The sequence below is a fragment of the Campylobacter sp. FU_497 genome (assembly GCF_025772425.1).
In the GTDB taxonomy this organism is placed as follows: domain Bacteria; phylum Campylobacterota; class Campylobacteria; order Campylobacterales; family Campylobacteraceae; genus Campylobacter_D; species Campylobacter_D lari_C.
Genome location: NZ_JAKMSC010000004.1, coordinates 1 through 25,766, shown reverse-complemented (window position 1 = coordinate 25,766; position 25,766 = coordinate 1). Strand labels below are relative to the sequence as shown.

At 30.7% G+C, this 25,766-nt stretch carries 22 protein-coding genes and 1 pseudogene; 1 reads left to right on the top strand and 22 read right to left on the bottom strand.

Annotation, left to right across the window (positions count from 1 at the left end):
* The 22 genes and pseudogenes from nuoL to L8W68_RS02755 form a co-directional block, all read right to left on the bottom strand.
* Window positions 1–1,803: an NADH-quinone oxidoreductase subunit L gene (nuoL, locus tag L8W68_RS02860; RefSeq protein WP_263674939.1), complete on the bottom strand. Its 1,803-nt coding sequence runs from the start codon at window positions 1,801–1,803 to the stop codon at window positions 1–3.
* Complete coding sequence (nuoK, locus tag L8W68_RS02855) at window positions 1,791–2,102, bottom strand: NADH-quinone oxidoreductase subunit NuoK (protein WP_039667768.1); 312 nt, start codon at window positions 2,100–2,102, stop codon at window positions 1,791–1,793. The genes nuoL and nuoK overlap by 13 nt, the downstream gene beginning before the upstream one ends.
* A complete protein-coding gene (locus tag L8W68_RS02850) occupies window positions 2,102–2,608 on the bottom strand; it encodes an NADH-quinone oxidoreductase subunit J (RefSeq protein ID WP_263674938.1) in 507 nt (168 codons plus the stop codon). Before L8W68_RS02850 ends, nuoK begins: the two co-directional genes overlap by 1 nt.
* Window positions 2,601–3,233: an NADH-quinone oxidoreductase subunit NuoI gene (gene nuoI / locus L8W68_RS02845; protein ID WP_039629100.1), complete on the bottom strand. Its 633-nt coding sequence runs from the start codon at window positions 3,231–3,233 to the stop codon at window positions 2,601–2,603. Before nuoI ends, L8W68_RS02850 begins: the two co-directional genes overlap by 8 nt.
* Before the next feature lie 8 nt (window positions 3,234–3,241).
* Complete coding sequence (gene nuoH, locus L8W68_RS02840) at window positions 3,242–4,240, bottom strand: NADH-quinone oxidoreductase subunit NuoH (protein WP_263674937.1); 999 nt, start codon at window positions 4,238–4,240, stop codon at window positions 3,242–3,244.
* Window positions 4,237–6,690: an NADH-quinone oxidoreductase subunit G gene (locus L8W68_RS02835; RefSeq protein ID WP_263674936.1), complete on the bottom strand. Its 2,454-nt coding sequence runs from the start codon at window positions 6,688–6,690 to the stop codon at window positions 4,237–4,239. Before L8W68_RS02835 ends, nuoH begins: the two co-directional genes overlap by 4 nt.
* Entirely contained in the window at window positions 6,687–7,403 is a 717-nt protein-coding gene (locus L8W68_RS02830) for a hypothetical protein (RefSeq protein WP_263674935.1), read from the bottom strand. The genes L8W68_RS02835 and L8W68_RS02830 overlap by 4 nt, the downstream gene beginning before the upstream one ends.
* Window positions 7,400–7,627, bottom strand: coding sequence for an NADH-ubiquinone oxidoreductase subunit E family protein (locus tag L8W68_RS02825; RefSeq protein WP_263674934.1), 228 nt, complete (start codon window positions 7,625–7,627; stop codon window positions 7,400–7,402). Before L8W68_RS02825 ends, L8W68_RS02830 begins: the two co-directional genes overlap by 4 nt.
* Window positions 7,624–8,850, bottom strand: coding sequence for an NADH dehydrogenase (quinone) subunit D (gene nuoD, locus L8W68_RS02820; RefSeq protein WP_263674933.1), 1,227 nt, complete (start codon window positions 8,848–8,850; stop codon window positions 7,624–7,626). Before nuoD ends, L8W68_RS02825 begins: the two co-directional genes overlap by 4 nt.
* Before the next feature lies 1 nt (window position 8,851).
* A complete protein-coding gene (locus L8W68_RS02815; protein WP_263674932.1) occupies window positions 8,852–9,643 on the bottom strand; it encodes an NADH-quinone oxidoreductase subunit C in 792 nt (263 codons plus the stop codon).
* Complete coding sequence (locus tag L8W68_RS02810) at window positions 9,643–10,140, bottom strand: NuoB/complex I 20 kDa subunit family protein (protein WP_263674931.1); 498 nt, start codon at window positions 10,138–10,140, stop codon at window positions 9,643–9,645. The genes L8W68_RS02815 and L8W68_RS02810 overlap by 1 nt, the downstream gene beginning before the upstream one ends.
* Window positions 10,119–10,538, bottom strand: a complete 420-nt coding sequence (locus L8W68_RS02805) for an NAD(P)H-quinone oxidoreductase subunit 3 (protein WP_039627152.1) — start codon at window positions 10,536–10,538, stop codon at window positions 10,119–10,121. The genes L8W68_RS02810 and L8W68_RS02805 overlap by 22 nt, the downstream gene beginning before the upstream one ends.
* Before the next feature lie 119 nt (window positions 10,539–10,657).
* The gene (locus L8W68_RS02800; RefSeq protein ID WP_263674930.1) at window positions 10,658–11,326 is read right to left on the bottom strand and encodes an ATP-binding cassette domain-containing protein; all 669 of its coding nucleotides are present in this window, start codon (window positions 11,324–11,326) and stop codon (window positions 10,658–10,660) included.
* Window positions 11,310–12,083: an ATP-binding cassette domain-containing protein gene (locus L8W68_RS02795; RefSeq protein WP_263674929.1), complete on the bottom strand. Its 774-nt coding sequence runs from the start codon at window positions 12,081–12,083 to the stop codon at window positions 11,310–11,312. Before L8W68_RS02795 ends, L8W68_RS02800 begins: the two co-directional genes overlap by 17 nt.
* Window positions 12,080–12,856, bottom strand: a complete 777-nt coding sequence (locus tag L8W68_RS02790) for an ABC transporter permease (protein WP_263674928.1) — start codon at window positions 12,854–12,856, stop codon at window positions 12,080–12,082. The genes L8W68_RS02795 and L8W68_RS02790 overlap by 4 nt, the downstream gene beginning before the upstream one ends.
* Window positions 12,849–13,787, bottom strand: coding sequence for an ABC transporter permease (locus tag L8W68_RS02785; RefSeq protein ID WP_318529699.1), 939 nt, complete (start codon window positions 13,785–13,787; stop codon window positions 12,849–12,851). Before L8W68_RS02785 ends, L8W68_RS02790 begins: the two co-directional genes overlap by 8 nt.
* Window positions 13,788–13,798: 11 nt before the next feature.
* Window positions 13,799–15,334: an ABC transporter substrate-binding protein gene (locus tag L8W68_RS02780; protein WP_263674926.1), complete on the bottom strand. Its 1,536-nt coding sequence runs from the start codon at window positions 15,332–15,334 to the stop codon at window positions 13,799–13,801.
* Window positions 15,335–15,376: 42 nt separating this feature from the next.
* A complete protein-coding gene (locus tag L8W68_RS02775) occupies window positions 15,377–17,320 on the bottom strand; it encodes a BCCT family transporter (protein WP_263674925.1) in 1,944 nt (647 codons plus the stop codon).
* A 56-nt stretch (window positions 17,321–17,376) separates the two neighbouring features.
* Window positions 17,377–17,952, bottom strand: coding sequence for a DUF3226 domain-containing protein (locus L8W68_RS02770; protein WP_263674924.1), 576 nt, complete (start codon window positions 17,950–17,952; stop codon window positions 17,377–17,379).
* Window positions 17,942–18,979, bottom strand: coding sequence for an AAA family ATPase (locus tag L8W68_RS02765; protein ID WP_263674923.1), 1,038 nt, complete (start codon window positions 18,977–18,979; stop codon window positions 17,942–17,944). Before L8W68_RS02765 ends, L8W68_RS02770 begins: the two co-directional genes overlap by 11 nt.
* 106 nt (window positions 18,980–19,085) lie before the next feature.
* A complete protein-coding gene (locus L8W68_RS02760; protein WP_263674922.1) occupies window positions 19,086–20,795 on the bottom strand; it encodes a pentapeptide repeat-containing protein in 1,710 nt (569 codons plus the stop codon).
* A pseudogene (locus tag L8W68_RS02755) lies at window positions 20,795–24,548 on the bottom strand (Eco57I restriction-modification methylase domain-containing protein). The gene L8W68_RS02760 and the pseudogene L8W68_RS02755 overlap by 1 nt, the downstream one beginning before the upstream one ends.
* Before the next feature lie 112 nt (window positions 24,549–24,660).
* Here L8W68_RS02755 and L8W68_RS02750 point away from each other — a divergent pair.
* Window positions 24,661–25,761 carry a DUF262 domain-containing protein gene (locus L8W68_RS02750; RefSeq protein ID WP_263674921.1) on the top strand — a complete coding sequence of 367 codons (1,101 nt, stop codon included), beginning with the start codon at window positions 24,661–24,663 and terminating at the stop codon, window positions 25,759–25,761.
* Window positions 25,762–25,766: the final 5 nt, after the last annotated feature.

The following is a 25,766-nucleotide window of genomic DNA, read 5'->3' as shown; positions in this document are numbered from 1 at the left end:
CTACACCGCCAACGCTAAACAAAATAAACATACAAAAGCCAACACTGTAATTCTCAAAACCAAAGAGTAATCCTTACCTATGCTAAGAGTTCTAGCAAAAGTTTTAAGGAAAAATGCAATACTATCTACCAAAGTATCTAAAATTTCTTTATCAGCTTTTCTTAAAAATTCACAAAATAAAGCATATTTGCTAACAATAAATTGATGATAAAACCTTGGTATATAGTATTCATTAAACAAAAGCTTATAAATGCTTGTTTTAGAAAGTGATGGTTTAAACCAATTTTTCCAATAAGCTATGATAGCTAAAAGCACTCCAAGCACTGCAGCAGCACTTGCAAGCACCATAACTAAAGAATTTTGTCCATCAATAAAAGCTAAGTTTTGACTTACAAACTCCATAAAACTATGCTCAAAAAACCCTGCAATAATAGCAAGTAAAGCCAAAGGACTCATCGCAAGCAAGGCTATTTTACTAGCTTCATGAGGATGTTCTTCATGTCTTTTTGGAGTAAAAAATACAAGCATTAAAAGTCTAAAACTATAAAAAGCTGTCATAAAAGCTGCTATTAAAAGCACTAAGAAAATTCCATGATGATGACTTATAAAAGAAAATCCTAAAATTAAATCTTTAGAGAAAAATCCTGCAAAAGGATAAATTCCTGCTAAAGCTAAAGAACCTATAAGCATTAAAATAGCACTAAAACGCATACTTTTATAAAGTCCACCCATTTTACTAATGTCAAGCTTATCATTCATAGCATGCATAACATTACCTGCACCTAAGAATAATAAAGATTTAAAAAATGCATGAGTTGCTAGATGAAATAAAGCTATAGCATAAGCTCCAAGACCTGCTGCTACAAACATATACCCAAGTTGAGAAAGTGTTGAATAAGCAATAATTCTTTTTAAGTCTTTAGCTACCATAGCCATAGAAGCAGCAAAAAGCGCTACAAAAGCTCCAAGCATAGCGATAAAATACCCTACTTCAGGAACTTGCAAATAAAGCTCTCCTGCGCGAATTACTAAATAAACTCCCGCAGTAACCATAGTCGCAGCATGGATTAGCGCTGAAACTGGTGTAGGTCCTGCCATAGCATCAGCAAGCCAAGTATGGAAAGGAAATTGCGCTGATTTACCCATAGCACCCACAAAAAGTAAAAGCGCTATCAAAATCAAAATCATATCATTTTCATGCCCTAAAGATAAAAGGGTAAAAAACTCATCGTATTTTAAAGAATTGAACTCTATATAAATTAAGAAAATTCCTAAAAGCAAAGCCAAATCTGCAATTCTATTCATGATAAATGCTTCATTAGCAGCAAAGGTGTATTTTTCATTATGATACCAAAAACCTATCAAAAGCCATGAGCAAAGTCCAACGCCCTCCCAACCTATGAAAAGTCCTAAGAAATTATCACTCATAATCAAAAACATCATAGAAAAAACAAAAAGTCCTAAATAACTAAAATAGCGATTAAACCCTTCATCATGCTCCATATAAAATATACTATATAAATGCACAAAAGTAGCAACTATACTTACTACATTCATCATAATTAAAGTAATAGAGTCTATTTTGAAACCAAAACTAACATCTACTAAAGATATCCAAGTGCCAAGTTCAAAATTAAAATGCACCCCATTGCTTAATAAAATAATTGAAGCAAGTGCTGAAAAAGCTATAAATAAAGAAGCCAAATAACCTAAAATAATTTTCTTAGCACTAAAAGCAAAAATACCTAAAACAATAGCTGAAACTAAAGGAGAAAAAAGCGCAATTAAGGCTAAATTTTGCATTTTAATTCTCCTTTTTCAGCTAAAGAGCTAAGCTCTAATGTTCCTGTTTTTCTATACCATAAAACACAAAGTGCTATCCCAACAGCTACTTCACAAGCTGCAACCCCCATTACAAATAAAGCAAAAATTTGTCCTTCTATATCTTTATGGGAAGCCCCTGCTGTAACTAAGGCCAAATTAGCAGCATTTAATAAAATTTCACTTGAAATAAAAAGCATAATTAAATTTTGGCGTTTTATAATACCTATTAGACCAATGATAAACATCAAAATAGCCACAATGTAGTATTTTTCTAACATCATTGCTCATCCTTTTTTATATTTTTTTGAGTAAGTGCTATTGCACAAATTAAAGCTATTAAGAGCAAAATTGCCATAAATTCAAAAGCAAGCATGTATTTTGTAAATAGGGCAAAACCTATTTGCTGAGTTGAATCAAGATCATAAACCTCATTAGCTTCATTTAAGCCAAAGTTATAACCCATAATAATACTAATTAACAAAATAGCACTAAAAACCACAGCAAAAATAAATACTCTTTTACCTTTTAGACTTTCCTTTACTTTTATCGAAGCATCAAAAAACATCATAGCAAAACTATAAAGACCTAAAATAGCCCCACTATAAACGATAATTTGAATTGCTCCAATAAATTCAGCATTAAGTAAAAAATAAAATCCGCTTAAAAAAACCATAGCCGCAGCTAAAGAACTAATAGCATAAAGTACACTAGTACTTAAAACACTAATTAGAAAAAATCCCAATACCAAAACACTTAACAGACAAAAAGCTATCGTTTCAAACATTTTCTTCCTTTGGGGTATCTTGCTGTCTTTGCAAATCTATCTCATAATAATTTGGAGTTTTCTTTACTAAATCATCAGCATCTTTTCTTAAACTACCACTTCCTTCAAATACCACTTGATTTTTAAGCTCATCAATAGGGGTTAAAAAATCTTGCTTTTGACCAAAATAAGATCTTTGTTCTGCTGCATTTTCATACTCTTTACCATGTACAATAGCAAGTTCAGGACAAACATCAGCACAAAAGCCACAATAAATACAACGTCCTAAATTGATGCTATAATTTTCAACCTTTTTACGACCATCTTCGCTTAAACTTGTTTCCATTCTTATGCAATTACTAATACAAATTTTTTCGCACAAGCCACAACCAATACAACATTCATTTTCACTTTCAATAAAACGCATTAAGCGATGAACTGCACGGTAGCGATTATCTAAAGCAACTTTTTCCATAGGATATTTAATCGTTGCGCTATTGTTCTTTTTAAACATTTCTCTTAATACGACAAATAAACCTACAAAAAGTTCTGTATTTAAAGAACGCTTGATTACTTGTATGAATTTTTCATAAGCATTTTGAGGATTTTTACGCTCAAAATCTACTTTAAAATAACCTTTTTTCATTGTTTTTCCTATATCACAAGTACTAAAGCACTAATTAATAAATTTAAAACCGCTAAAGGAATTAAAATCAAATAACACATTCTCATTACTTGATCAGGACGCAGTTGCGGAAAAGCCCCTCTAGCCCAAAAATACCAAAAGAACACAAAAGACACTTTCAAAAGCATCATAATAGCCCCTGGTATAATCCAAAAATCATTAAATCCACCCAAAAATAAAAGCGATATCATAATCGCTCCGGTAATCATGGCTGTATATTCTCCGATAAAAAACATACCCCATCTAAGCCCACTATATTCAGTGCCATAACCTGAAACAAGTTCAGCTTCGTTTTCGCTTAAACAAAGTGGAGTTCTATTAGTTTCTATAAAAATGGCTATTACAAATAAAATAAAAGCTAAAGGCTGTTTAAAAATAAGCCAAGAAAGTATGCCTTCGCTTTGATAGTTATTAATATCTACTAAAGATAAAGAGCCAACAAGCATTACAACACACACCAAAGAAAGTCCTGCAACACTCTCATAAGAGATAATAGAAACAAGCCCTCTTGCCCCACCTAACAATGACCATTTATTATTACTAGCCAAGCCTCCTAAAAAAATCGCATAAAAGCTAACCCCACCCATACCTATAACAAATAACAAGGCCACATTAATATCAGCGATAATAGGACGAATCACTCTACCAAATAAAGTAAATTCAGGAAAAATAGGAATAGCTGCAATTGCTACAAAAGCACAAATTGCTGCAATCAATGGAGCGATTAAAAACACCACTTTTTGAGCATAAGTTGGCACTATATCTTCTTTAGTAAAAAGCTTAATCATATCAGCAACTACTTGAAGCAATCCAAAAGGACCTACCATATCAGGCCCTAAACGACGATGAAATAAAGCCAAAGCCTTTCTTTCAAGATAAGTTGCCAAGCCTGCTAAAGTAGCAAAAATAGCTATAACAAGCACGCATTTGATAATTGTTTCTATAATAAAAAAAGTAATATCGCTCATATTTTAGCTCCTGCTTTTTCAAGCCAAACTTTTGCATATCGAGTATTATTAAACAAAGATTTATAATCAATCTTACTATCATAATCCCCCAAATACGCTCCATTTTCTAAAGATACATCACATTTTACACTTATAGCAATTTGAGTTTTTTCATTTTTTAAAATAACACTATCATCTTGGTTTAAATCAAATTTTTGCATTAAATCAAGCGATAAAAATAAAGCTCCAACCTCATTAAAAGCTCTATTACTAAGCTTTGAAAACTGATGAATGCTATTTGCATAATATAAGGTTAAATTTCCTTCATTTTGCTCTTTGACTTCTTGAGTACTTAATATTTTTTCAAACTCAAAATGAGAAAAATCAAGCTCATAACCTCTATGATTTGCCCCACCATTATCATAATGATTTTCTAACTCATCAAAATCAATTGCCATAAAGCCTTTATTTTGTGGTAAAAATTTAGTATAGTTGATTGTAAATTCCTCATCAAAACCTAAAGCATTTGCTAAATCATTTAAAAAATAACCTTTAAATTCTAAAGCTGCATTTGTAGGAACTAATCTTTTGTCATAATTTACAAAGCTACCTTCTTGTTGATTTAAACTAGAACTTGCAAGATCAAAATGCCCATCATAAGAAAAAGTAAAATCGCCTTTTTCGTTATAACCTAGTGTTTTTCCCGCTTGAAAATCTTGACTTAAATCACAAATCAAACTCACGCCTAAAGTATTGGTGCAAGTTGGATTTAAAAAGACTTTAAAATCAGTATATTTTTGCACCAAAGCACAAAGTTTTGCTAGCTTTGCACTTTGCTCATCATAGTAAAAATCATTTCCTATAATAAGTGTAAATTTTTGCTTTTTAGCTAATAAAGTTTCTAAAATATCCTCATCTATACCAAGATTTTTCGCATAATTTGATCTTTGCACTTCTATGCTTTTTTTAATTTTTTTAGGCACAAGTTTTTTAACTTCTTCTATAATAGTTTCACCATTTTCATTTTGCTTTTCTATCTTTTCAATAACTTCTTCATTAATAGTTTCTTCTATTTCTTTAGTGCCTTGATAATACGCATTTTCTAATGTGTTTTTAAAATCCTGTGGAAACTCTTTAGCAAATTTTTGCAAGATAAACAATAAAATATTTTCATTATCTTTAATATCATGATTAATCTGCAAGAAATTTTTAGAATATTTATCCACACCTTTATCTTTTATAGGATGAAAATATAGTCCCGCACCTTTATTCATCACCAAAGCATTATTAACTTTATATCCTAACGTTGGTGCATCATAGCGTAAAAATGAACCTACGATGATTAAAAAATCACTTTGAGCAATATCGTCTGTATTTGCATTATACATTGCATTTGCATTTTGATAAAAACAAGCTAGGAAATCTTGGAATTTTTTAGCTTCATGGTTTATAAGATTAAGATTAAATTTTTTACTTAAATTTTGTAAGATTAAGGCTTCTTCATTAGTAATAAAACTATTAAATAAAATATTTTTTATTTCATCATTTTTTATCATATTTACTAGTTTTTCAAAAGCTTTTTCATCTTTACCTTGAACTTCATTTTGGATATTAAAACCATATCTTGCAGCTTTATTTAGCGTAGCAAAAGCAAAGTCATTGCTCACTCTATAAATTTTTTCTTTTTGATTATTAATACTAGTTTGTTTAATATCATAATACATCAACTCACAATCACTAGAATGTGGATTACTAGCTGGAATTTTCTTTAATTCCCAAGCATTAGATGTATATTGAAAAGCCGAACCCACCAAGGCTCCTGTTGGGCATACACTTGTACATTCTCCACAAAAAGAACAATCAAGCATATTACCGCTACTTGGCGCAATTAAACTCTTTTGAAATTTAGTCCAAATCGCTAGCGCATCTTTACTCATACTTTCTTTAAAACTTGCATCAGGTGCATTTGCTCCTCTTGGAGTAGTTTTTAAAGCACTTTCACCTATTTTATCTTTACAAACTGTGATACATCTTTCACACACTATACATAAAGCTGGATCATAATTAATCTCGCCCCATTTTTTATGCTCTTTATGGGTATCTTTAATCCAATAATTTTGCATATTTACTCTTGCCTTGTGTGTAAAGTTTTGAAGCTCACATTCGCCAGATTTATCACATACCCCACATTGTAAAGGGTGGTTGATACAATATGCTTGCATGATAGCATTGCGCTCATCCCATAAATTTGGCAAATCACTCTCTACTACCATACCTTCTTTAACTTTAGTATTGCAAGAATAAACCTTTTTACCATCAGCTTCTACCATACACATACGACATGCAAGTGTTGGAGAACAACCATTTAAATAACAAATTGCAGGAATGAAAATATCATTTTTTCTTGCGACATTTAAGATATACTCACCCTCATTTGCCTCACATTCTATACCATTAATGATAACTTTCATTTTATAACCTTAACTTGAGCTTTTGAAAAAGCAAAATCAGCGCTTTCATAATCAAACAAAGCCACCGTGCCTTTTAAATCATGATTGATTTTTACTATAGTTGTAAATTCTTGAGTGTTTATTTTTAAATTAATTTTATCCTCATCCTTAACCTTAGCAATCAAAGCAAAAGATGAAGAACAATGCAAATTTTTATCCCCTAAAGGTGCTTGCATGATGATAGTTCCATCAAAATTATCAAGTTCTAAAAGTTCACTAAAAGAATTTTGTATTGACAAATTTTCTTCATTTTCATTAGAGCAAATTAGCAAAAGATTAAATTTATGACAAAGTTTTTCTAAAAAATACTTAATATTTTCAAAGTCTTTATGTTGGTATAAATTTTCATCAAAAATAATACATTTTGCTTCTTTTAAAAACTCTAAAATCTCTAAAGCCTCTTCTTCGCCAAAGCAAGATTCAGCACTTAAATAACCCTCATCAAGCTCGTTAAATTCAGTATCCAAACTCATCTTACAAAGCAATGCAAGCACGAAAGGTACACTTGCAATCTCACATTTATAAAAACTTGCTTTTAAATTTTTATCTTCTATACAGGAAATATTGTAATTTTTACTTTTGTTAAGCTTAGCACAAAGTGAAGGATTTTTTAAAGAAAGTAAATCCACAAAACACAAAGCATTTAAACCTTCTTGATATTTTGCTAATTTCATTGTCCTACCTTTTTAAAAACTATAGTCCAATCAACTTGATTAAATTTTAAAGAATTTAAAAGTTCACAATTTTGCTCTTTTATGAAAGCAAAACTTTTTTCTACATTAGAAAAATCTCCTATTTCAAACAAAATCACTAAAACTTCACCCATATAAGCATTTTGAATGATTTGCTCTAAATCCTTAAACAAATCTTGACTTTTTCTTAAATCCACGCGTCTCATCGGTCTATCTCACCTAAAACTATATTAATACTTCCTAAAATTGCCACCGCATCGGCCAAATATGATCCAACAAGCATTTCTTCTAAAAATGCACAATGGAAAAAGCTTGGGGTTCTAGCTCTTAATCTATATGGCCTACCGCTACCATCTGAGTGGATAAAAAATCCAAGTTCGCCTTTTGGGCTTTCAGTTGGCACATACACCTCTCCTTTTGGTGGTTTTAGACCTTGGGTTACTAGGACAAAATGTTGCATAAGGGAATAATTTTGCGTCATGATTTGCTCTTTTGAAGCGCTTACATACTCAGGATGATTGCATAAAATTTCAGGCGGAGTGTCTTGATAAAGCTTAGCACATTGAACTAAAATTTTTAAACTTTCTCTAAATTCTTGCATATAAACCTTATATCTTGCATAAGAATCACCCATTTTAGCCACAGGCACGCCAAAATCTACCTCATCATAAAGCAAATAAGGCTCTTCTTTTCTAACATCATAAGCAATCCCGCTTCCTCTTAACATAACCCCACTACAACCCCAACTTAGCGCTTGTTCTTTGCTTACAACTCCTACATTTTCAGTTCTTGCACGCCAAATTCTATTATCATCAAGCAAGGCTTCATAATCTTTTATATCATTTGGAAATTTATTGCAAAATGTTAAAAGTTCTTCTAAAAAACCTTCAGGTAAATCAAGCATTACCCCGCCTATTCTCATAGATGAATGTGTAAGCCTTGCCCCGCAATATTTTTCTATTAGATCAAGCACATATTCACGCTCTCTAAAGCAGTATAAAAATACTGTCATCGCACCAATATCAAGAGCATGTGTAGCAAGCCATAATAAATGCGAAGCAATGCGGTTTAACTCAAGCAAAATCATCCTTATCACACTTGCTCTGCGTGGAATTTCTAAGCCACAAAGTTTTTCCACAGCAGCTACATAGGCATAATTATTTGCACTAGCTGCGATATAATCCATTCTATCAGTAGTTGGGATAAACTCTTGATAAATCATATTTTCAGCCATTTTTTCCATACCGCGATGCATATAGCCTATACAAGGAGCAGCCTTGGTGATTTCTTCTCCATCAAGTTCTAAAATAAGGCGTAAATTTCCATGAGCACTTGGATGCTGGGGACCAAGATTTACTATCATAGTACCATCTTCACGCTCAAAGCTTATATTTTCATAATAAGGTTTTAATTTAGTAGAAATTTGCATTTTATCTTCTCTTATCTAAAATTTTTACTTGCGTTCTTTTGGCTTTTTTCACAAAAGGCACACCACCTTCTTCTTGATATTCTTGTAGATATTTATCTTCTCTTGGGGCTTCGCCTTTACCAACCTCATGATAAATTCTGCTAAAGTTTAGCGTGTCTTTTTCATCTACAAAACCTGGATCTCTATTTTCCCCACCTACTACCTCGCGGTATTCTTTTCCAAAAATTTTATCTATCTCATACCATTTAGCAAATTCATCACCATGTAAAGGATAGCTTTTTAAAAAAGGATGTCCATACCAATCATCAGGCATTAAAAGTCTTTTTAAATTCGGATGATTGATAATGAAAATTCCAAACATATCATATATTTCTCTCTCACACCAATTAGCACCCTTAAAAACACTCATAACACTTTGAAGTCTTTCTTTTAAACCAACGAAAGTTTTTACCCTCACTCTTAAATTTTTCTCCATATTTAAAAGCTGATAATATACTTCAAAACCTTGTTTTTGAGCGACAAAATCAATCGCACTTGCGTCAGTAAAACAACTATAACCTAAATTTTTAAGCTTGTTAAGAATAGCAACATTATCATCTTTATTTATTTCAATTACCCAAAAATCAAGCTCTATAAAAGAATTTTTTAACTCAAATTCTTGGCTTAAAATTTGATGATCACTCTCAAAAGCACTACTCTCTGTGCTTAGTTTTTTAGTTGCAGGTGCATGGTAAAATCTATCTTCATAATAATTTTTTAGCTGAGCATTTTTCTTATTGCTATATTTTCTCATCATATAAGCCTTTTTGGAGCTATTTTTCTGCTTGCTTCTTCTTTACGAATTCTTTTTTGCAAAATCATCAAAGCAAATTGAAAAGTTTCAGGGCGTGGGGCGCAACCTGGTACATAAATATCAACAGGAATGATTCTATCTACCCCTTGAACAGTAGAATAAGTATTAAACATACCACCGGTATTTGCACAAGAACCCATAGAAATAACCCATTTAGGATCAGGCATTTGATCATAAAGTCTTCTTGTAAATTCAGCATGTTTTTTGCTTAAAGTACCCGCTATAATCATTACTTCAGATTGTCTTGGACTTGCTCTAAAAATAGTTCCAAATCTATCAAAATCATATCTTGCACCACCTGCTGCCATCATTTCAATAGCACAACAGGCAAGCCCATAAGATAGCGCCCATAAAGAATTACTCCTACCCCATTGCACTAACTTATCAACCGTAGTTAAAACAACTGGTGCATTGCTCATTTTTTGATACTCTGCCATGCGAATGCTCCTTTTTTATAAGCGTATAAAAAACCTATTGCAAGCAATAAAATAAAAACAAATACTTCCACTAAGGCAAACAAAGATAAGCCATATTTTGAAAGCTCTGCGGTTAAATCTTTAAAAATCACCGCCCAAGGAAACAAAAACACCACTTCAATATCAAGCAAAATAAAAATCAAAGCAAAAACAAAAAATTGAGAATTGATTTTGTTTGCTTGCTTAGAAGCCATAGGCCCACACTCATAAATTCCTAGTCCGAGTTTTTTTCTATTGCAAGAGGCGAGTTTGGATCCTATTTTAGAAGAAATATACACCAAAGTAAAAAATATAACACTTGCAATAACAAGCATTGCAAAGATGCCAAAGTATTGATGCTCTATAGTTGCGTGCGTCATAATAAACCTTTTATTCAAGCATAATTAAAATTTATTTTACTTTAACTTAGCTATATAAAAACTTATTATCAAAAAAATAAATTTTATGATATTTCAAAATGAAACAATTTTTATCTTTATTATAAAAACACTTTTTTATGGCATATATCTTGCAATATTTTTTCTTGATGAGAAATAAATATATAAGTAATATCGTGTATTTTTTGAAAAGTGTGTAAGTGGTTTAAAATTTTATAAGCAGTCACTATATCAAGCGCTGCTGTGATTTCATCTAAAATAAGCAATTTTGGCCTTAAAAGCAAAGCTCTAATCAAACCTAGTCTTTGACTTTGACCACCACTTAGCTTAGAAGGTTTTAAATTTAAAATATCTTTTTCAAGTTCAAAAGCATCAAAAAGTTTAAAAAGCTCTTCAAAATCAGGCTTAATTTTAAAATTTTCATACACATCAAGCAAAAGTCTTTTAGTGCTTTTGTAAGGATTTAAGGCTAGCTTTTGATCTTGGAAAACATATTGAATTTTTTGGCGTAATTTTCTTTGAGTATTAAAATCTAAATTTAATATATTTTCATTTTCAAACAAAATTTCTCCAGTATTTGCGCGTTCAAGCATACAAAGAATTTTAGCTAGAGTGCTTTTGCCACTGCCACTTTCCCCACAAAGCAATAAATTCTCATTTTGATTTAGAGAAAAACTCACATCTTTAAAAACAAAAATTTCTTCTTCTTTTAAATACCAGTGTTTTTTAATTTTATAAGATTTACTTAAATTTTTAACTTCTAAAAACATTTTCATTCTCAAAATAATTCAACAATTCTTTAGCAAAAACACCTTTTGGATTGCTTAAAAACTCTTTTACAGACATTTGATAAAGCAAAGTTTTATCTTCTATGATAGCTACCTCATCACAAAGTTCTTTGGCTAAATTTATATCATGCGTGATGAAAATAAGATTTTTAAATTGTGCTTTTAACTCTTTTAAAATAGCGATGATTTTTTCTTCATTAGTCTTATCAAGTGAGCTTGTAATCTCATCACACAATAAATACTTAGCCTCGCTTAACAAAGCTAGCGCTATTTGAACACGTCTTGCCATACCACCACTTAGCTGATATATAAAAGAATGCCACAAAAGATCATGATTTTTAAGCCCTAAACACTCAAAATAATAAAAGGCCTTTTCTTTAATCTCTTTTGTGCTTAAACTCGTATGAGTTTTTAAAACTATATTAAAATAACTCCCTATATCAACAAGAGGATAAAAACTCCCATAAACATCTTGAAAAAGTAAATTTACCTTAGCTCTTAAGGCATTTAGCTCATTTGCTTTTAAATTTAAAATATCTTTTTGATCTATCTGAAATTTTTGTGCATTAAGCTTATAGTGTTTATCAAAAAGCTTAATCATGCTTTTTAAAAGCAAGCTTTTTCCTGCTCCACTTTTACCCATGATAGCCAAAGCTTTACCATCTTCTAAATTAAGATTTACATCCTTTAGCAAGATTTTATCTTTAAAGTTAAGGTTAAGATTTGCAATTTCTATCATGTTTTAATTTCTTCTTGCAAATCATTACCCAAAGCAAGCAAAGGCAAAATAAGCATAAGTATAAAGGCTACTGGAAAAACTATCATCCACCAAAATCCTAAAAACACAGCCTTGCTTGCTTCATTTAGCATATTTCCTAAACTTGGAGTCCAAAGCTCTACACCCAAGCCAAAAAAACTCAAAGTGGCTTCACTTGTAATAGCATGAGCAATATTTAAAACAAAAAGCACAAAAAGCAAATTCCAACAAGCAGGCAAAAGCTCACTAAATAAAGCTTTCATCTTGCTAGAACCTAAAATGATAGCATTTTGATAAAACTCAAGTTTTTGAAATTTATTAAGCTGAGTATCAAGCACCTTTGCCACAAAAGCAAAATGCCCCAAAGCGATAATAAAAATCATACTCCACAAAGATCCTGCCAAAAAGCTTTGAAAAAACATAATCACAAGCAAAGAAGGTAGTGCCAAAAGCATATCAAGCACTCTAGCGAAAAAAGCATAAGCAAAAAATCTTGTTAAAAACACATAAACACAAGCAAAAAGCACGCTAAAAAATGCTGCCATTACCCCTACAAACAAGGAAACACGCAAGGCATATAAAATACGCGTAAAAACATCTCTGCCAAGTAAATCTGTACCAAAAATATGACTTAAATTTGGGGCTATTTTAGCCTTACTTAAATCCACTAAATTAGGATCATAAGAACTTATTAAAGGTGCAAAAAGTGCTAAAATAAAACTTAACAAAATCATCATCACACAAAACTTACGCATTAGCAAACCTTGGATTAATCATCTTGCAAATTATTTCTACGATCAAATTTACAAGTACCACCACTAAAATGCTAAAAATCACCACAGCTAGCACCACAGGATAGTCTTTAAACAATATGCTTTTAATCACCAAATTTCCCACACCCTCATAAGAAAACACACTTTCTACTATATAAGTTCCCATTAAAAAACTCACAAAAGAAGCACCAAAATACGCAAGTATAGAACCAAAAGCATCTTTTAACACAAAGTGCAAATAAATTCTTGTTTTGCTAAGCCCTCTTGCAAAAGCACTTTCTATAAAGCTTTGATTGAAACTATCAATCAAACTTGTCCTTATAAAACGCACAAAAACAGCTAAATGCGAAAGCACCAAAGCACATACTGGTAAAAACAAATGCCACAAACGATTAAACACATCATCTTCAAAACCAATATCAGCAATAGCCGAACTTGGAAAAAGCTTAAAAAATACAGCAAAAACTAAAATAAGCATTAGCGATAAAGAAAAAGCAGGCAAAGCAAAAAAACTCATCGTTAAAAAGGTGATAAATTTATCTAAAAAACTATCTTTATAAAGAACACAAAAAAGTGCCAAAACCAAAGATAACACAAAAAGTATAAAAAAAGCCAAACTCCCTAGTATGATGGTATAAGGAAGTTTTTCTTTTAAAATTTCACTAACCTTTTCTCCGCTGATTAAAGAGTAGGAAAAGTCGCCTTTTAAGGCATTAAAAAGCCAATTTTCATACTGCTCTAACAAGGGCTTGTCTAAATTTAAATTATGCTCGATTTGCTCTTTTATTTTAATACTAGTTCCTTGAGGCACACTAGCAAAGACCACGCTTCCTTTAGCATGATAAATCATCACAAAGCATAAAAAACTTGCAAAAATCATCAAAAAAAACGCCCATAAAAGGCGTTTAAAAATGAGTTTTAACACTAATTTTTGCTCCACTCATAAGCATTCCAAGTAAAACCTACCCCATGATGACCTAAAATATGAGGTTTTATACCTTGGATATTTTTAGCAAAAACTAAAGGATAATCAATATAAGCTATAAATAAAAACGCAGGATCTTTATATAAAGCATCAATAAATTCTTTATAGTGTTTTTTTCTTTCATTTACATCAAGTGAATTTCTAGCTTTTATCAGAGCTTCATCAACTTTAGCATTTTGATAATGACAAAAATTCCATCCACTTGAGTTTAAAGCACTATCTTGAGAGCTTGCAAAAACTCTAAAAGTGTGAAAATCAGGATCATAAGGACTACCCCAACCCACCAAAAAGCTGTCAATTTTCGTATAATCAAAACTTCCACTTGGCTTAGCTACCGCTTTAGCTTTTATGCCAAGCTTTAAAAACTCACTTTGTAAGATATTTACCAAAGCCACTCTTAGCGGATCTTCACTCATAGCATACATTTCAAAGCTAAATTCTTTGCCATTTTTTTCTAAAATGCCATTTTTGTTTTTCACAAAGCCCGCCTTTGCTAAAAGCTCATTTGCTTTTTTTACATCATAAGCATAGCTTGCAAATTCTTTAGGATTTGCCCATGATTTTTCTAAAGGATGATTTGCTACTTTTCCAAAAGAATGCAAAAGTGAATTTATAATAGCTTGTTTATCGATAGCATAATTTAGCGCTAAACGCACATTTTGATCTTTTAAAAACTCATGATTAAAATTAAACATCAAAGCACGGTAATCAGCCGAAGGTTCTATAAGCATTTTAAAGTTTTTATCATTTGCAAAATTTGAAGCTAGAGCAAAATCAACCAAAGCCACATCAATAGAACCATTTTTAAGCTCAATTGCGCTAATACTTGGATCTTTAATGTGTTTTAGTATGAGTTTTGGTGTTTTTACCTTAGCTAAATGATAATTTTCATTTGCCTCTAAGATCATGTATTGACCTTTTTTCCATTGCTTTAGCTTATATGATCCTGTTCCTATAGGCATTTGATTAAATTTAGTGGTGTTTAAATTTTCTTTTTCAAGTAAATGTTTTGGTAAAATCCCTACACTCAAAGCGTCTAAAAATGCAGGAAAAGGCTTTGAGAGTGTGATAGACAAATGATAATCATCGATGATTTTTACTTCTTTAACTGCGTCAAAATTTACCTTTGAGGGTGAATTTAATTTCTCATCTTTTAAAGCATTTATACTAAATTCCACATCTTTAGCGCTAAATTTAGCCCCATCATGCCACAACACATCATCTCTTAAAGTAAATTCATAAACAAGCCCATCTTTGCTAACTTTCCAAGAGCTAGCAAGATCAGGCGCTAATTTCATATTCTCATCAAAGCGTGTAAGTCCTGAAAACACAAGAGCAATTGCCACATCATGATCTTCACTAAAAAGCGGATTTACACGCTCTGGTTCATTTTCCACTGCTATAACAATCGTATCTTTTGGCGTGATAGCAAAAAGATTTAAAGCACAAAAAAGCATGATAAAAAATCTCAACATAAAAGGCCTTTCTTATAAAATAAAGTGAAATTATAACGCTTTTTAATCATAAGCTTTGGTAAAAATTTCATTTTTATCATCAAATAAAAGTTGCAAATACCTCTCATACTGCTTTAATATATCTACGATGATTTCTTGCTCGTTTAAATACTCTATATTATAACCATTACGCGAATCAGCAAAGAAAGTTTGTGGCTCAAAAATAAATTCTTTAGAATAAGTTGGCATAAATTTATCATCGATTATGCTTTGGCTTGCTTGTTTTTTTACTACTTGCACTCCATAGATAAAATCTTTTGCAAATTCTTTTTTTATAATCAAACTTATACTTGATTTTTCTTGAACAATTTGTGTTTTTAAGCCGTAATTTTTTAGACTTTGGCTGAGTGATTCCATAGCATTTTTGACTTTGGTGTTTAAGAAATTTTGTATGTCTTGTTCTTTGCTTTGTTTTAAAATTCTAGCTAGTCTTTCTTGCCAAAATTCCCCTGAAAAATACACACTACTTTGACTAAGCTTAGTTAAAGAGTAATTCACATCTACGATTAAACCTTTAAGCAGTGAAAAACACATCAAACAAAGCAAAAAGGCAAAAGGTAAAGCCACTATCATAGTGATACTTAAAATCGCTCCCAAACCACCTGAATACAGCAAAGAAGTGGCCAAAAGTGCAAGTACAAAACCCCAAAGGATATTTTGCCATTTATATGGCTCATGAGTCCCACCACCACTTAAAGAATTTAACACAAATATCCCACTATCTGCTGAAGTGATAAAAAACAAAGCTAAAACCAAAAGTGCAAGCAAAGAGCTAAAATAAGAAAAAGAAAAATTTTGTAAAAAATAAAAAAGCAAACTTTCAGGTGCTGAAGTAAAAGGACTTAAAATATCATTGAAATTTAAAGCACTATTGCCAAAAATGCTAAACCAAAGTATATTAAAACTAGTAGGCACCACAAGCACACCAAAGATAAATTCTCTTATCGTTCTACCACGAGAAATTTTAGCAATGAAAAAGCCCACAAAAGGCGCCCAACTAAGCCACCAAGCCCAATAATAAATAGTCCAGTTATTAAACCACTCTATATGTTCTTTTTCATAATAATAAGTCTTAAAACTCAAAGAAATTAAATTTTGCAAATAATTGCCAATATTAGAGCTAAATTGCGAAAGAATTTGAATGGTGTTGGTTGAAAAAAGCACAAAAAGCATTAAACACACTGCAAAAACCAAATTTGCCTCGCTTAAAATTTTTAAGCCCTTTGTCAAGCCACTAATCGATGAAAGCGTAGCTAAAGAAATGATGATGATTATAATCACGCTTTGTTCTAAAAAGCTTTGTTCGTTTAAAATGCCTAAATTTAAAAAGCCAGCATTAAGCTGAGAAGCACTATAACCAAGCGTAGTGCTAATACCAAAAACCGTGACAATCAAAGCTAGCATATCAACTAAATTTCCCCAAAAACCATAAATTTTATCTTTAAGCAAAGGGTAAAAAGCACTACGCAAGCTAAGAGGCATTTTATATCTAAAACCAAAATACGCCATAGCCAAAGCACACACCCCATAAATAGCCCATGGGTGAATTCCCCAGTGAAAGATAGTATGCAGCATAGCTTCTTCATCGCTTGTTTGCAAGGCTTTTTTATGTATGAGAGGTTCAGCCACACCAAAATACATAAGCCCCACACCCATACCCGTAGCAAAAAGCATAGCAAGCCAAGAAGTGAATTTAAAATGAGGTTTTTCATCATCATCGCCGAGCTTGATATCGCCAAATTTTGAAAGAGCGAGTGCTAGCATAAAACACACAAAAAAACTCACGCTTAATATATAAAACCATGAAAAATTTGCAAAAATTCCACTTTTGATACGATTGATAAAATCATTTGTAAGCTTAGGTAAGAAAATACAACTAAGACTTAAGATGATTATAATGCTAATACTTGGGATAAAAACTGATTTTTTAAAACTTGTCTTTAGCATGGTACTCCTTTTTGGATGATTTTCATTATACCATAAGCTAAAAACGAGCAAAAAACCTATTTACAATAACTATTATAATGCTTTATGAGAAAATCTTTCAGAGACTTAAGTGCTATGTGATTAAAATCAAAAATTTCAGCATAAGAATTTTTTCTTGCTTTTTTAGCTTTTTCATCATTTGATGGAGAAAAACCTAATGCTTCAAAATAAGCAAATCTAGCTGATTTTTTATGGATATTTTTACTATATTGTGGATTAAGCTTTTCTATGCATTTTTTATAATTTTCAAAGCACTGACAAATTTGTGCTTCTTTGGCTATGGCAAATAAAAGGGTTTCTAGTTCTCCATTTTCAAAATTATTTGGAAAAAGAAAGATATTTTCATCTTGTAATAAATCTTTACTTTCTTTTTTAATCCTTTCTAATGTTGAGTTAAAATTTTTATCTGTATCAAAAATAAGTAAAATTTTTTCATTATTATCTTTTGCTTCTTCCATTTTAGATATAGCATCTTCATCAAGATGATTTTTTCCACATGGTATTATATTTGCATTTGGAAGTTTTAAAAAATTTAAATATTGTTCTAAAAATTCTTTATCATGCTTTCCTTCTACAAAAATATTAATTTTCATTATTTTCTCCTCTAGGATCTATCCTATCAAGAGTGAAATAAGCTTCGCCATTTTGAGAATACGAATAAGTCTTAATGCCTTTTTCTGTTAAAGCTACTTTAAATATTTTACTCTCATCATTTAAAATTTTTCTTGCTATATCTAAAAATTCAAGACTATGAGTAGTAAAAAAGAATTGAAAATCTAATTTTTTTGATAATTTTAAAATACTTTTTAAAAGTTTTTGCGTGCTAGAAAAATGCAGACCATTTTCAATCTCATCTATACAAACGCAAAAACGCGTATGCCATTGATTTGCTGCTAGCATTAAAGCAAGTATGCAAGTGTATTTTTTAAACCCTTCACCTAAAAAATTAATATCAATCAACTTTTCTATGTTTTTAAGATTAACCAAAACGCTATTTGCTTGTGTTTCTATATCGATAATTCTCTCATCAAAAAGTCTTAAATAACCCAAAAGCTCATCTCTTTTTTTCTCTTTTCTTACAATATCAATAAAATACTTCAAACCCCACTGCTCTATATCACTTGGAAGGTATAAAGCTAAAAGTGGAAGTTGCTCGTCGCTTTTGGTGGAATCTTGTATATCGCCATTAAATTGAACACTAAAATGAGAGTTAAATTCTTTTTTTTCGTGTATTCTTGTAAAATTTAAACCATTGATATTTTTCTCTAGCATAGAACTTTGTTTAAATTTTTCTTGAGAAATGCTTTCACTTTCAGTTTTTGGCTGAATTTGAACTTGGATGTTTTTTTCATCATAGTTTGAGTGTATTTTAACTGGTGTTAAAAAATCAAAATTATAAAAAATACTAGAAAGATTAGTAGGTATTACCATAGTGCGACGAAAATTTTGAATTCTTATCAAAGAATTTGCCTCTTCTTGACTATAACACATAAAAATAGCTTCTAAGATACTCGTTTTACCACAACTATTTTCTCCGACAAAGACATTAAAGCGTTTAAAGTCTTTGATTTCTAAATCTTTCAAGCCTCTAAAATTTGTAATTTTTATAGTTTTAATCATTTAAATTCCTAATAAAATTTGATTTAATACTAGATTATTTTTGATTTTTATTATATATCTTTCAAGCTAAATTTTTACAATAACACAAAATAAAAAAAGCCAAGCTTTAGCTTGGCACTACGGAGTTTTTGCGTGCGGTTTTTTGGAGTGAGAATATCACTAAAGCCACAAGTATAAAATATACCACCGATAAACTAAGTAGTAAAGGATAAGTAGCGTTGCTGTCTTTTTCTAAAAAGCTTCCAAACACAGGAAGCATTAAACTAGGTTTTGCAAGTAGCGTAAAAATACAAACTATATAAGAAACACTTACAAAAAGAAATCTTTCAGGCTTACTATCAAAAACCATTATAAATACAAAAGTACATGCAAATAGCATTATAATCATAAAATGAGCAATAATCGACATAGGAAATTCTACACAATAAACCACCCCTACAAACAAAGGCAAAAGCAAGAACCATAAGTATTGTTTATTCAACAAAGCAACAAAAGTCACTAGCAATACAAAACCGAGAGAAAAATAAATCTCAGTTTTAGATAATAAATTATCCAAGTTTTTAAATTCTTGCTCTATATTCAAGGATAAAAAATTATAAGTCGTTTTATTATGCTCTTTAAAGATATAGCTTTCATTAGTATCTACTTGAACAATGTGGTATTTTGCATGATTTTCTATGCTAGGTTGTTTAAATTTATCAAGTACAAAAGAAAAAACACTAAAAAGCTTGACGATGATAAGTAGATTATGAAACACTTTTAGCAAGTCTGTATGATGATCACAAAGTTTACGATAAAAAACAAGTTGCCATTTGTCTATCCATTCTTTAGAAAATATCTTGGACTTTTTCTCTTCTAGTTCTATCTCTTTACAATAAAGCTCGTATTTATGAAACTTTGAAGCATCTAAAAGATTATTATCTTTTATTAGTATATTTTTAAAAATCCTAAAATAGTCTCTAAAGTCATTCGCTGCTTCATCCTTTAACTTGTTTATATTCTTTATAGCAATATTTAAATTTCTAAAATCAAAATTAGCTTTTATATTTACTAAGTTAACACTCTCTTTAAAAACCACTTGAGAAAAATTTGGTATTTCATCAAATTGCACCCCATAAAAACAAGCTGTCTTTTCAAACTCACACTCGTGAAAATCAACATAATCTTTAAAATGAGAGTTATTAAATAAAGCATTTTCGTTAAAAGCACCTGAAAAATAAACTTTATTGTGAAAATAGCAATTTTCCATAATTAAAAGTTTAAATTTTTTTTGAAATCCAAAATAAACTTCTTTATAAAAATTACAATTTTCAAAACTTAAATTTTCACATTCTAAATAATTCCAAAAAGTATTTTTTATTTCACACTGAAAATCACACCGAATAAAATGCAAAGGAAACTGTGAAAATAATCGTATATCTGCTTTTTTTATAACTAATCTTTCATCTGATTGTTTTTTTATAAGATTTTCTGTATCTTCATCATAGGGGAAGGATTCTTGATGAGAGATTATTATAATATCTGTTCCGACAAAAATATAATTTTCATCGATTTCAAGTTCTTTTGATAGTATTTTTTTGGATGTTATTTCATATGATATTTTTTTTGCTTTTTCTTTTAATATATCTTTATTGATATCTTTTTTCATTCCATATCGTTGATAGCCTTCAAATGCATTCACAACCCTATCATAAATATCTTTTTTTAATATTTCTTTGTTTACTTGAGTGTCTAAAAATATTTCTAATGGTATTTCTTTTTCAATTTGTTGTAATAAAAAATCTTGCATATTTTTATCTAAAACTATCTTACACATCACTTACCTTCAATGATTTTTATTTCTTCTTCGTTTAGGTTGTAAAGTTTATAAACGATAGAGTTTATTTTATCTTCTTGGGTTTTGGTGTTTGCTTTTTTGTCTTGTTCTTTAGCTTTTAAAATCTCATCGACTAAGCTTATAAGCTCGTTTGCTAGTTTTTCATTTTTAGAATTTATTTTTGGTATAGGAAGTTTTTCTAAATTATTTGTTTTCAGTTCACCCTCTATACCACCACCCATATAAAATTTTCTAAGCATTAAGTATATAAAATCAGAATTTAAAAAGGCAATTAAATATTTTAAAATATTTGGCTCAGAAGTTATCGTGTTAGCAGGTGCCATAGCTATAGAATGATTTTTTTCATAAGAGAAACAAGGCTCTTTTGACATTATACACGGATACACTATCTTTTCTTTTTCAAATTCCTCCAAATAAGCACAATTTCTAAGGTTATAAGGTGTTTTTCCTTTGTCAGTTCTTTTTTCTAAAGTTTTATAATACGGCTTTAAATGCTGTTTTAAGCTAGGATATTCATCTATGTTTATCGCTTCTACCTTTTCTCCGCTTTTGCTTTTATAGCCATTATGAGTGTTGATCACCCAAAGCCCTGCCCACTCATAACTATATCTTTTTATATCTCTACCGCGTAGCATTTTGCGTATGAGTTTGGCGGTGCGTTCTTTTTCGGCTTCATCTTTGCATTTAGCTAGAATTTCATCTCTTTTTTCAGTAGTGATGATAAAGGCTTCATTAAGCCCTGTTAAAATTCCACGATATATATTAAGCCCATGCCAGTCTTTAAGCGGTGTGCCGTGCTTTTCTATCTTTGCTTTTAGTGCATTTGTGCTTTCATCATTAAAAGTAAAGCTTTCTTTGCTTAAAGAATTTTGTGCGATTTTATTAAAATTTAAAATGCTTTCTATGTTAAAGTCGTTTTCTTTTAAAAGCTCGGTGTTTGGGGCTAGGTATTTGAAGCTACTATCTTTAGTTTTTGCTTTTTCAAAGCTTAGTATGGAAGTATCTACCGTAGCACTATCAAAGACTTTTATGCCATTTAGATCGATGTATTCTAAAAGTGTGGTATTTTTGAGTAAAAGCTCTCTTAAAGCTTCTCCATAACCTGCCCTTGTGTATTTGTTTGAAGTGATGAAAGACAAAACACCATTTTGCTTTAGCACATTAAACCCAAGCTCATAAAAGTAAGTATAAATGTCGCTTGTGCCTTTATATACCTTATAGTTTTTAGCTAAATTTGGCTTTAGCTCTTTGATATCTTCTTGTCTGATGTAAGGTGGGTTACCGATGATGAGATCAAACCCTTGAAAACTCCCGCCCTCATCAAGCACTTCGCTAAATTCAAAACGCCATTCAAAAGGATTTGCACTTTCTAAGTCAAATATACTCTCATAAAGCTTTTTAAGCTTTTTAAATTCTTTCTTAGCAGCACTTTCATCAAAGTCAAATTCAAACATATTTTTAGAGAAAAATGCTCTAAAATTCTCATCTTTTTCATCTTGTGCTAAAAAATCGCCGTATTTTTTAGAGTATTCATTAGCGCCGTTGGTAAGTTGCTTGATCTCTTTAGCAAATTTGTCTTTTAAGCAGAAATTTTTAAAAGACTCTTTGAGGTTTTTGATCTCTTTTGCGATGAGAGTTTTATCGGTGTAAAAGCCTTCTTTGTAGTCTTTGACTATGCGTTTGTATTTATCCATGCGTTCTTTGATGTTTGGGTAGTGAGAAAGGCTTTTGTGAATTTCAAAATAACTTATAAGCGAATTCCCGCATTTTATGTTGATATCGATGTTTGGTAGGGTTTTAAGATCATGATAGTTTGTATCATCAAAGCTTTCATAAAAGCTGTGTTTTAAAAGCTCTATCCAAAGCCTTAGTTTAGTGATCTCACATGAGTTTGGGTTGATATCTACTCCAAAAAGGTTGTTTTCTATGATGTCTTTTTTACGCTCAAAAAGTTCTTTTTGACAAAGGTGGGTTTTGTCTTTGTCAAAATCAGGGCGTTTATACTCTAAAAACTGACCTTTGTGATTTTGCACTAAAATTTCATCATTTTGCACGCTTAAGTAAAAGTCCTCTTCAAACAAACCAAGCTCATAATGCACCATAAGCATGGCATTTAAAGCTGAAACTAAAAAATGCCCGCTTCCCACCGCAGGATCGCAAATGCGTATGGAATTTAGCAAGGCTAGTTTTTGTTCTTGAGGGATTTTTTCTTGGCGTAGCTGGGTTCTTAGCTCGTTTAGCTTGGTGGCATTTAACTTAAAAGTATGGTTAAACTTATCTAGCACGACTTTTTCTATACTTGCTTTACACATATATGAAGTGATAAAACTTGGGGTATAAAAACTACCTTCTTTGTAGCCATTTAGCTTTTCAAAGACATTTCCCAAAACGCTTGAGTTGATGAGTTCTTTTTGTTTGATGAGTTCTTCGCTTTGCTCATCAGCCCCAAAGTCAAAGCTGTCTAAAAACTCAAACAAATACTCAAGCAAACCTACTTTGCCTTTTTTACTTTTGCCTTTGTCATCTTTTAGTTGTGTGTGCGGGTAGTACTCTAGCAAAGCATCATTTTCTAAAGTGGCGATTTCTAGTGTGGTTTTTTCGATGGCTTGTTTTTCAAAAAGCGATGAATTTAAATAAGGCAAATAGCTAAATTTACTCTGCGCTCTTGTGTGCTTTTCTTTAGCTAAGATATCAAAGAAAAGGTGTGAAAGGGTAGTAAAATTTGGAATTTTTTCATAGTTTAAGAATTTTAGGGTTTTATCATCGTTAAATCTAACCAAATTAGACTCAATAAGCTTTAAAAATAAAATGCGATTTAGCCAAAGTATGATGAATTTTAGCACCTCTTCAAAGTCATGCTTTGAGAGTTTGCTCGCTATGAGATGATAAAGCGTGCCTTGGGCTTGTTTGCTTTGCTCACTTTGTGTGATGATGAATTTAGAAAGCTGTTTGTTCTCGCTTAAACCTAAGATGTATAAAAGCTCTTTGTAAAATGCGTTGTTTAGTGAGTTTGCGTCATTTGGACTAAATTCATTTAACAAAAAGTCTCTATGAAAGGTTTTAAAAATGCTTGCTAGGTTTTTGAAATTTGACTTTTGCTTGTCTTTTAAAAATGCCAAGTCAATAAAAAAGCCTTTTAAGCTTTCTTTGGAATTTTCTATGAGTTTGCTTGCTTCTTTGTAAAATTCATCAGAGTTGCCTTTAAAAAGTGAATTTGGGCTTTGAAATTCTTCAAAAAGCTTTTTAAAGCTTGTGTTTTTATAAAAAAGCTCTTCAAACTCACTAGCTTTGAAAATGCAGAATTTATAAAAGTCTGTGATGATGATAAATTTCAAACTAAAGCTATGTTCTCTATTTCTAAAATAATACAAAATAGCTTCATGCAAGGCTTTGGAATTTGGCTTTGTGTGTGATGAATTCTTTTGAGTTAGGCTTTTTAGCTTCGATGAGAACTTCTAAGTCTTTGCTAAGCTCATCTTTAGCGATGGCTAAATCGATCTCGCTTTTGCCTTTTTGTTTGGTTTTGATGTGGGTTTTGAAATTTAACGTGGTTAAAAATGGACTAAGTGCGTTGGCTACAAGATAGTCTTCATTTTCACTTTGTGAGCTTTCAAGCCTTTTTATATACTGCGTTAAAGCTTTGCAAAAAGTGTCAAATTCATTTTGCGTAATTTGCTTTTTGCGGTAGTAGGGGTTGAAAAAATCTTTTTCATTTAGCAAAGTAAAGTGCATTTTTAACCTTTATAAAGAATATTTTGTATTTTACTAAAATTTACTTTAAAGGATTGAAAAATCAAATATTTATTGTTATAATTTATCTCATATATAATCAAAGGAATACAATATGAAAAACATGCATTCAAATGCTATATTTGAAGAAAACTTATATAATGAATTTGATGAGAAACACGATAAAGAGAATGAAATCTACCCTATAAAAGATATAAAAATTTATAAAAAAAGCTACAGTGTTTATGAAGCAAATCGCAGAATAATCAAAAAAGATTTTATCTTAGCACCTGATTTTCAAAGAGATCAAAGATGGAATAATAAACAAAAATCAGAACTTATAGAATCTATATTGATGGGAATCCCTATTCCTGTGATATATGCCTACCAAGCAGAAGATGGAAGATTAGAAATAGTAGATGGAAGACAAAGACTCGGTTGTTTAAATGAATTTTTAGAAGGTGAATTAACCTTGAAAGACTTAAAAATACTAACAGAATGCAATGATAAAAAATTTGAGCAATTGCAAGCACAGGAAAAAACAAGAATAGAAGACTATCAATTGGATATGTATATAATATCCTCTCAAACGCCTGAAAAAATCAAATATGATATTTTTGATAGGGTTAATCGTGGTGGAACAAAAATCAACAATCAAGAAATGCGTAATGCTTTATATAATGGAACTTGCACAAAAATAATAAATAAAATGAGCGAATACGACTCATTCAAAGAAGCAACAGGGTATCCAAATAGCAAAAATATGAAAGACCGATATTTGAATTTAAGATTTTTTTCTTTATATTTTTGCTTAACAAAAAAAATAAATTTAGAATTGTTTACCCCTATGGATGATTTTTTAGCAAAATTTATGAAAACTGTAAATACAACCTGCAAAGAAGAAAATTTTCAAACTTTTCTAAAAAACTATGAGGAAGTGATGGAATTTATTGCAAATAATTACAAAGATAATTTATTTAGATTTGAAACTAAAGATATTCACAAAACAAATAAAAGAAAATTAAGTATGGCACTATTTGAAGCTTTAACTTCTGTATTTATGTATGCAAAAGAAAATCAAAAACCTTTTCCTTCAAAAGATCAAATAAATCAATTTAAACAAGAACTTGATAGACCTGAAAAAATAACTTATGGTATTGATAGTAAAGAAAATATAGAATTTAGAATCAATAAAGCATTGGAGCTTATTAAATGATATAT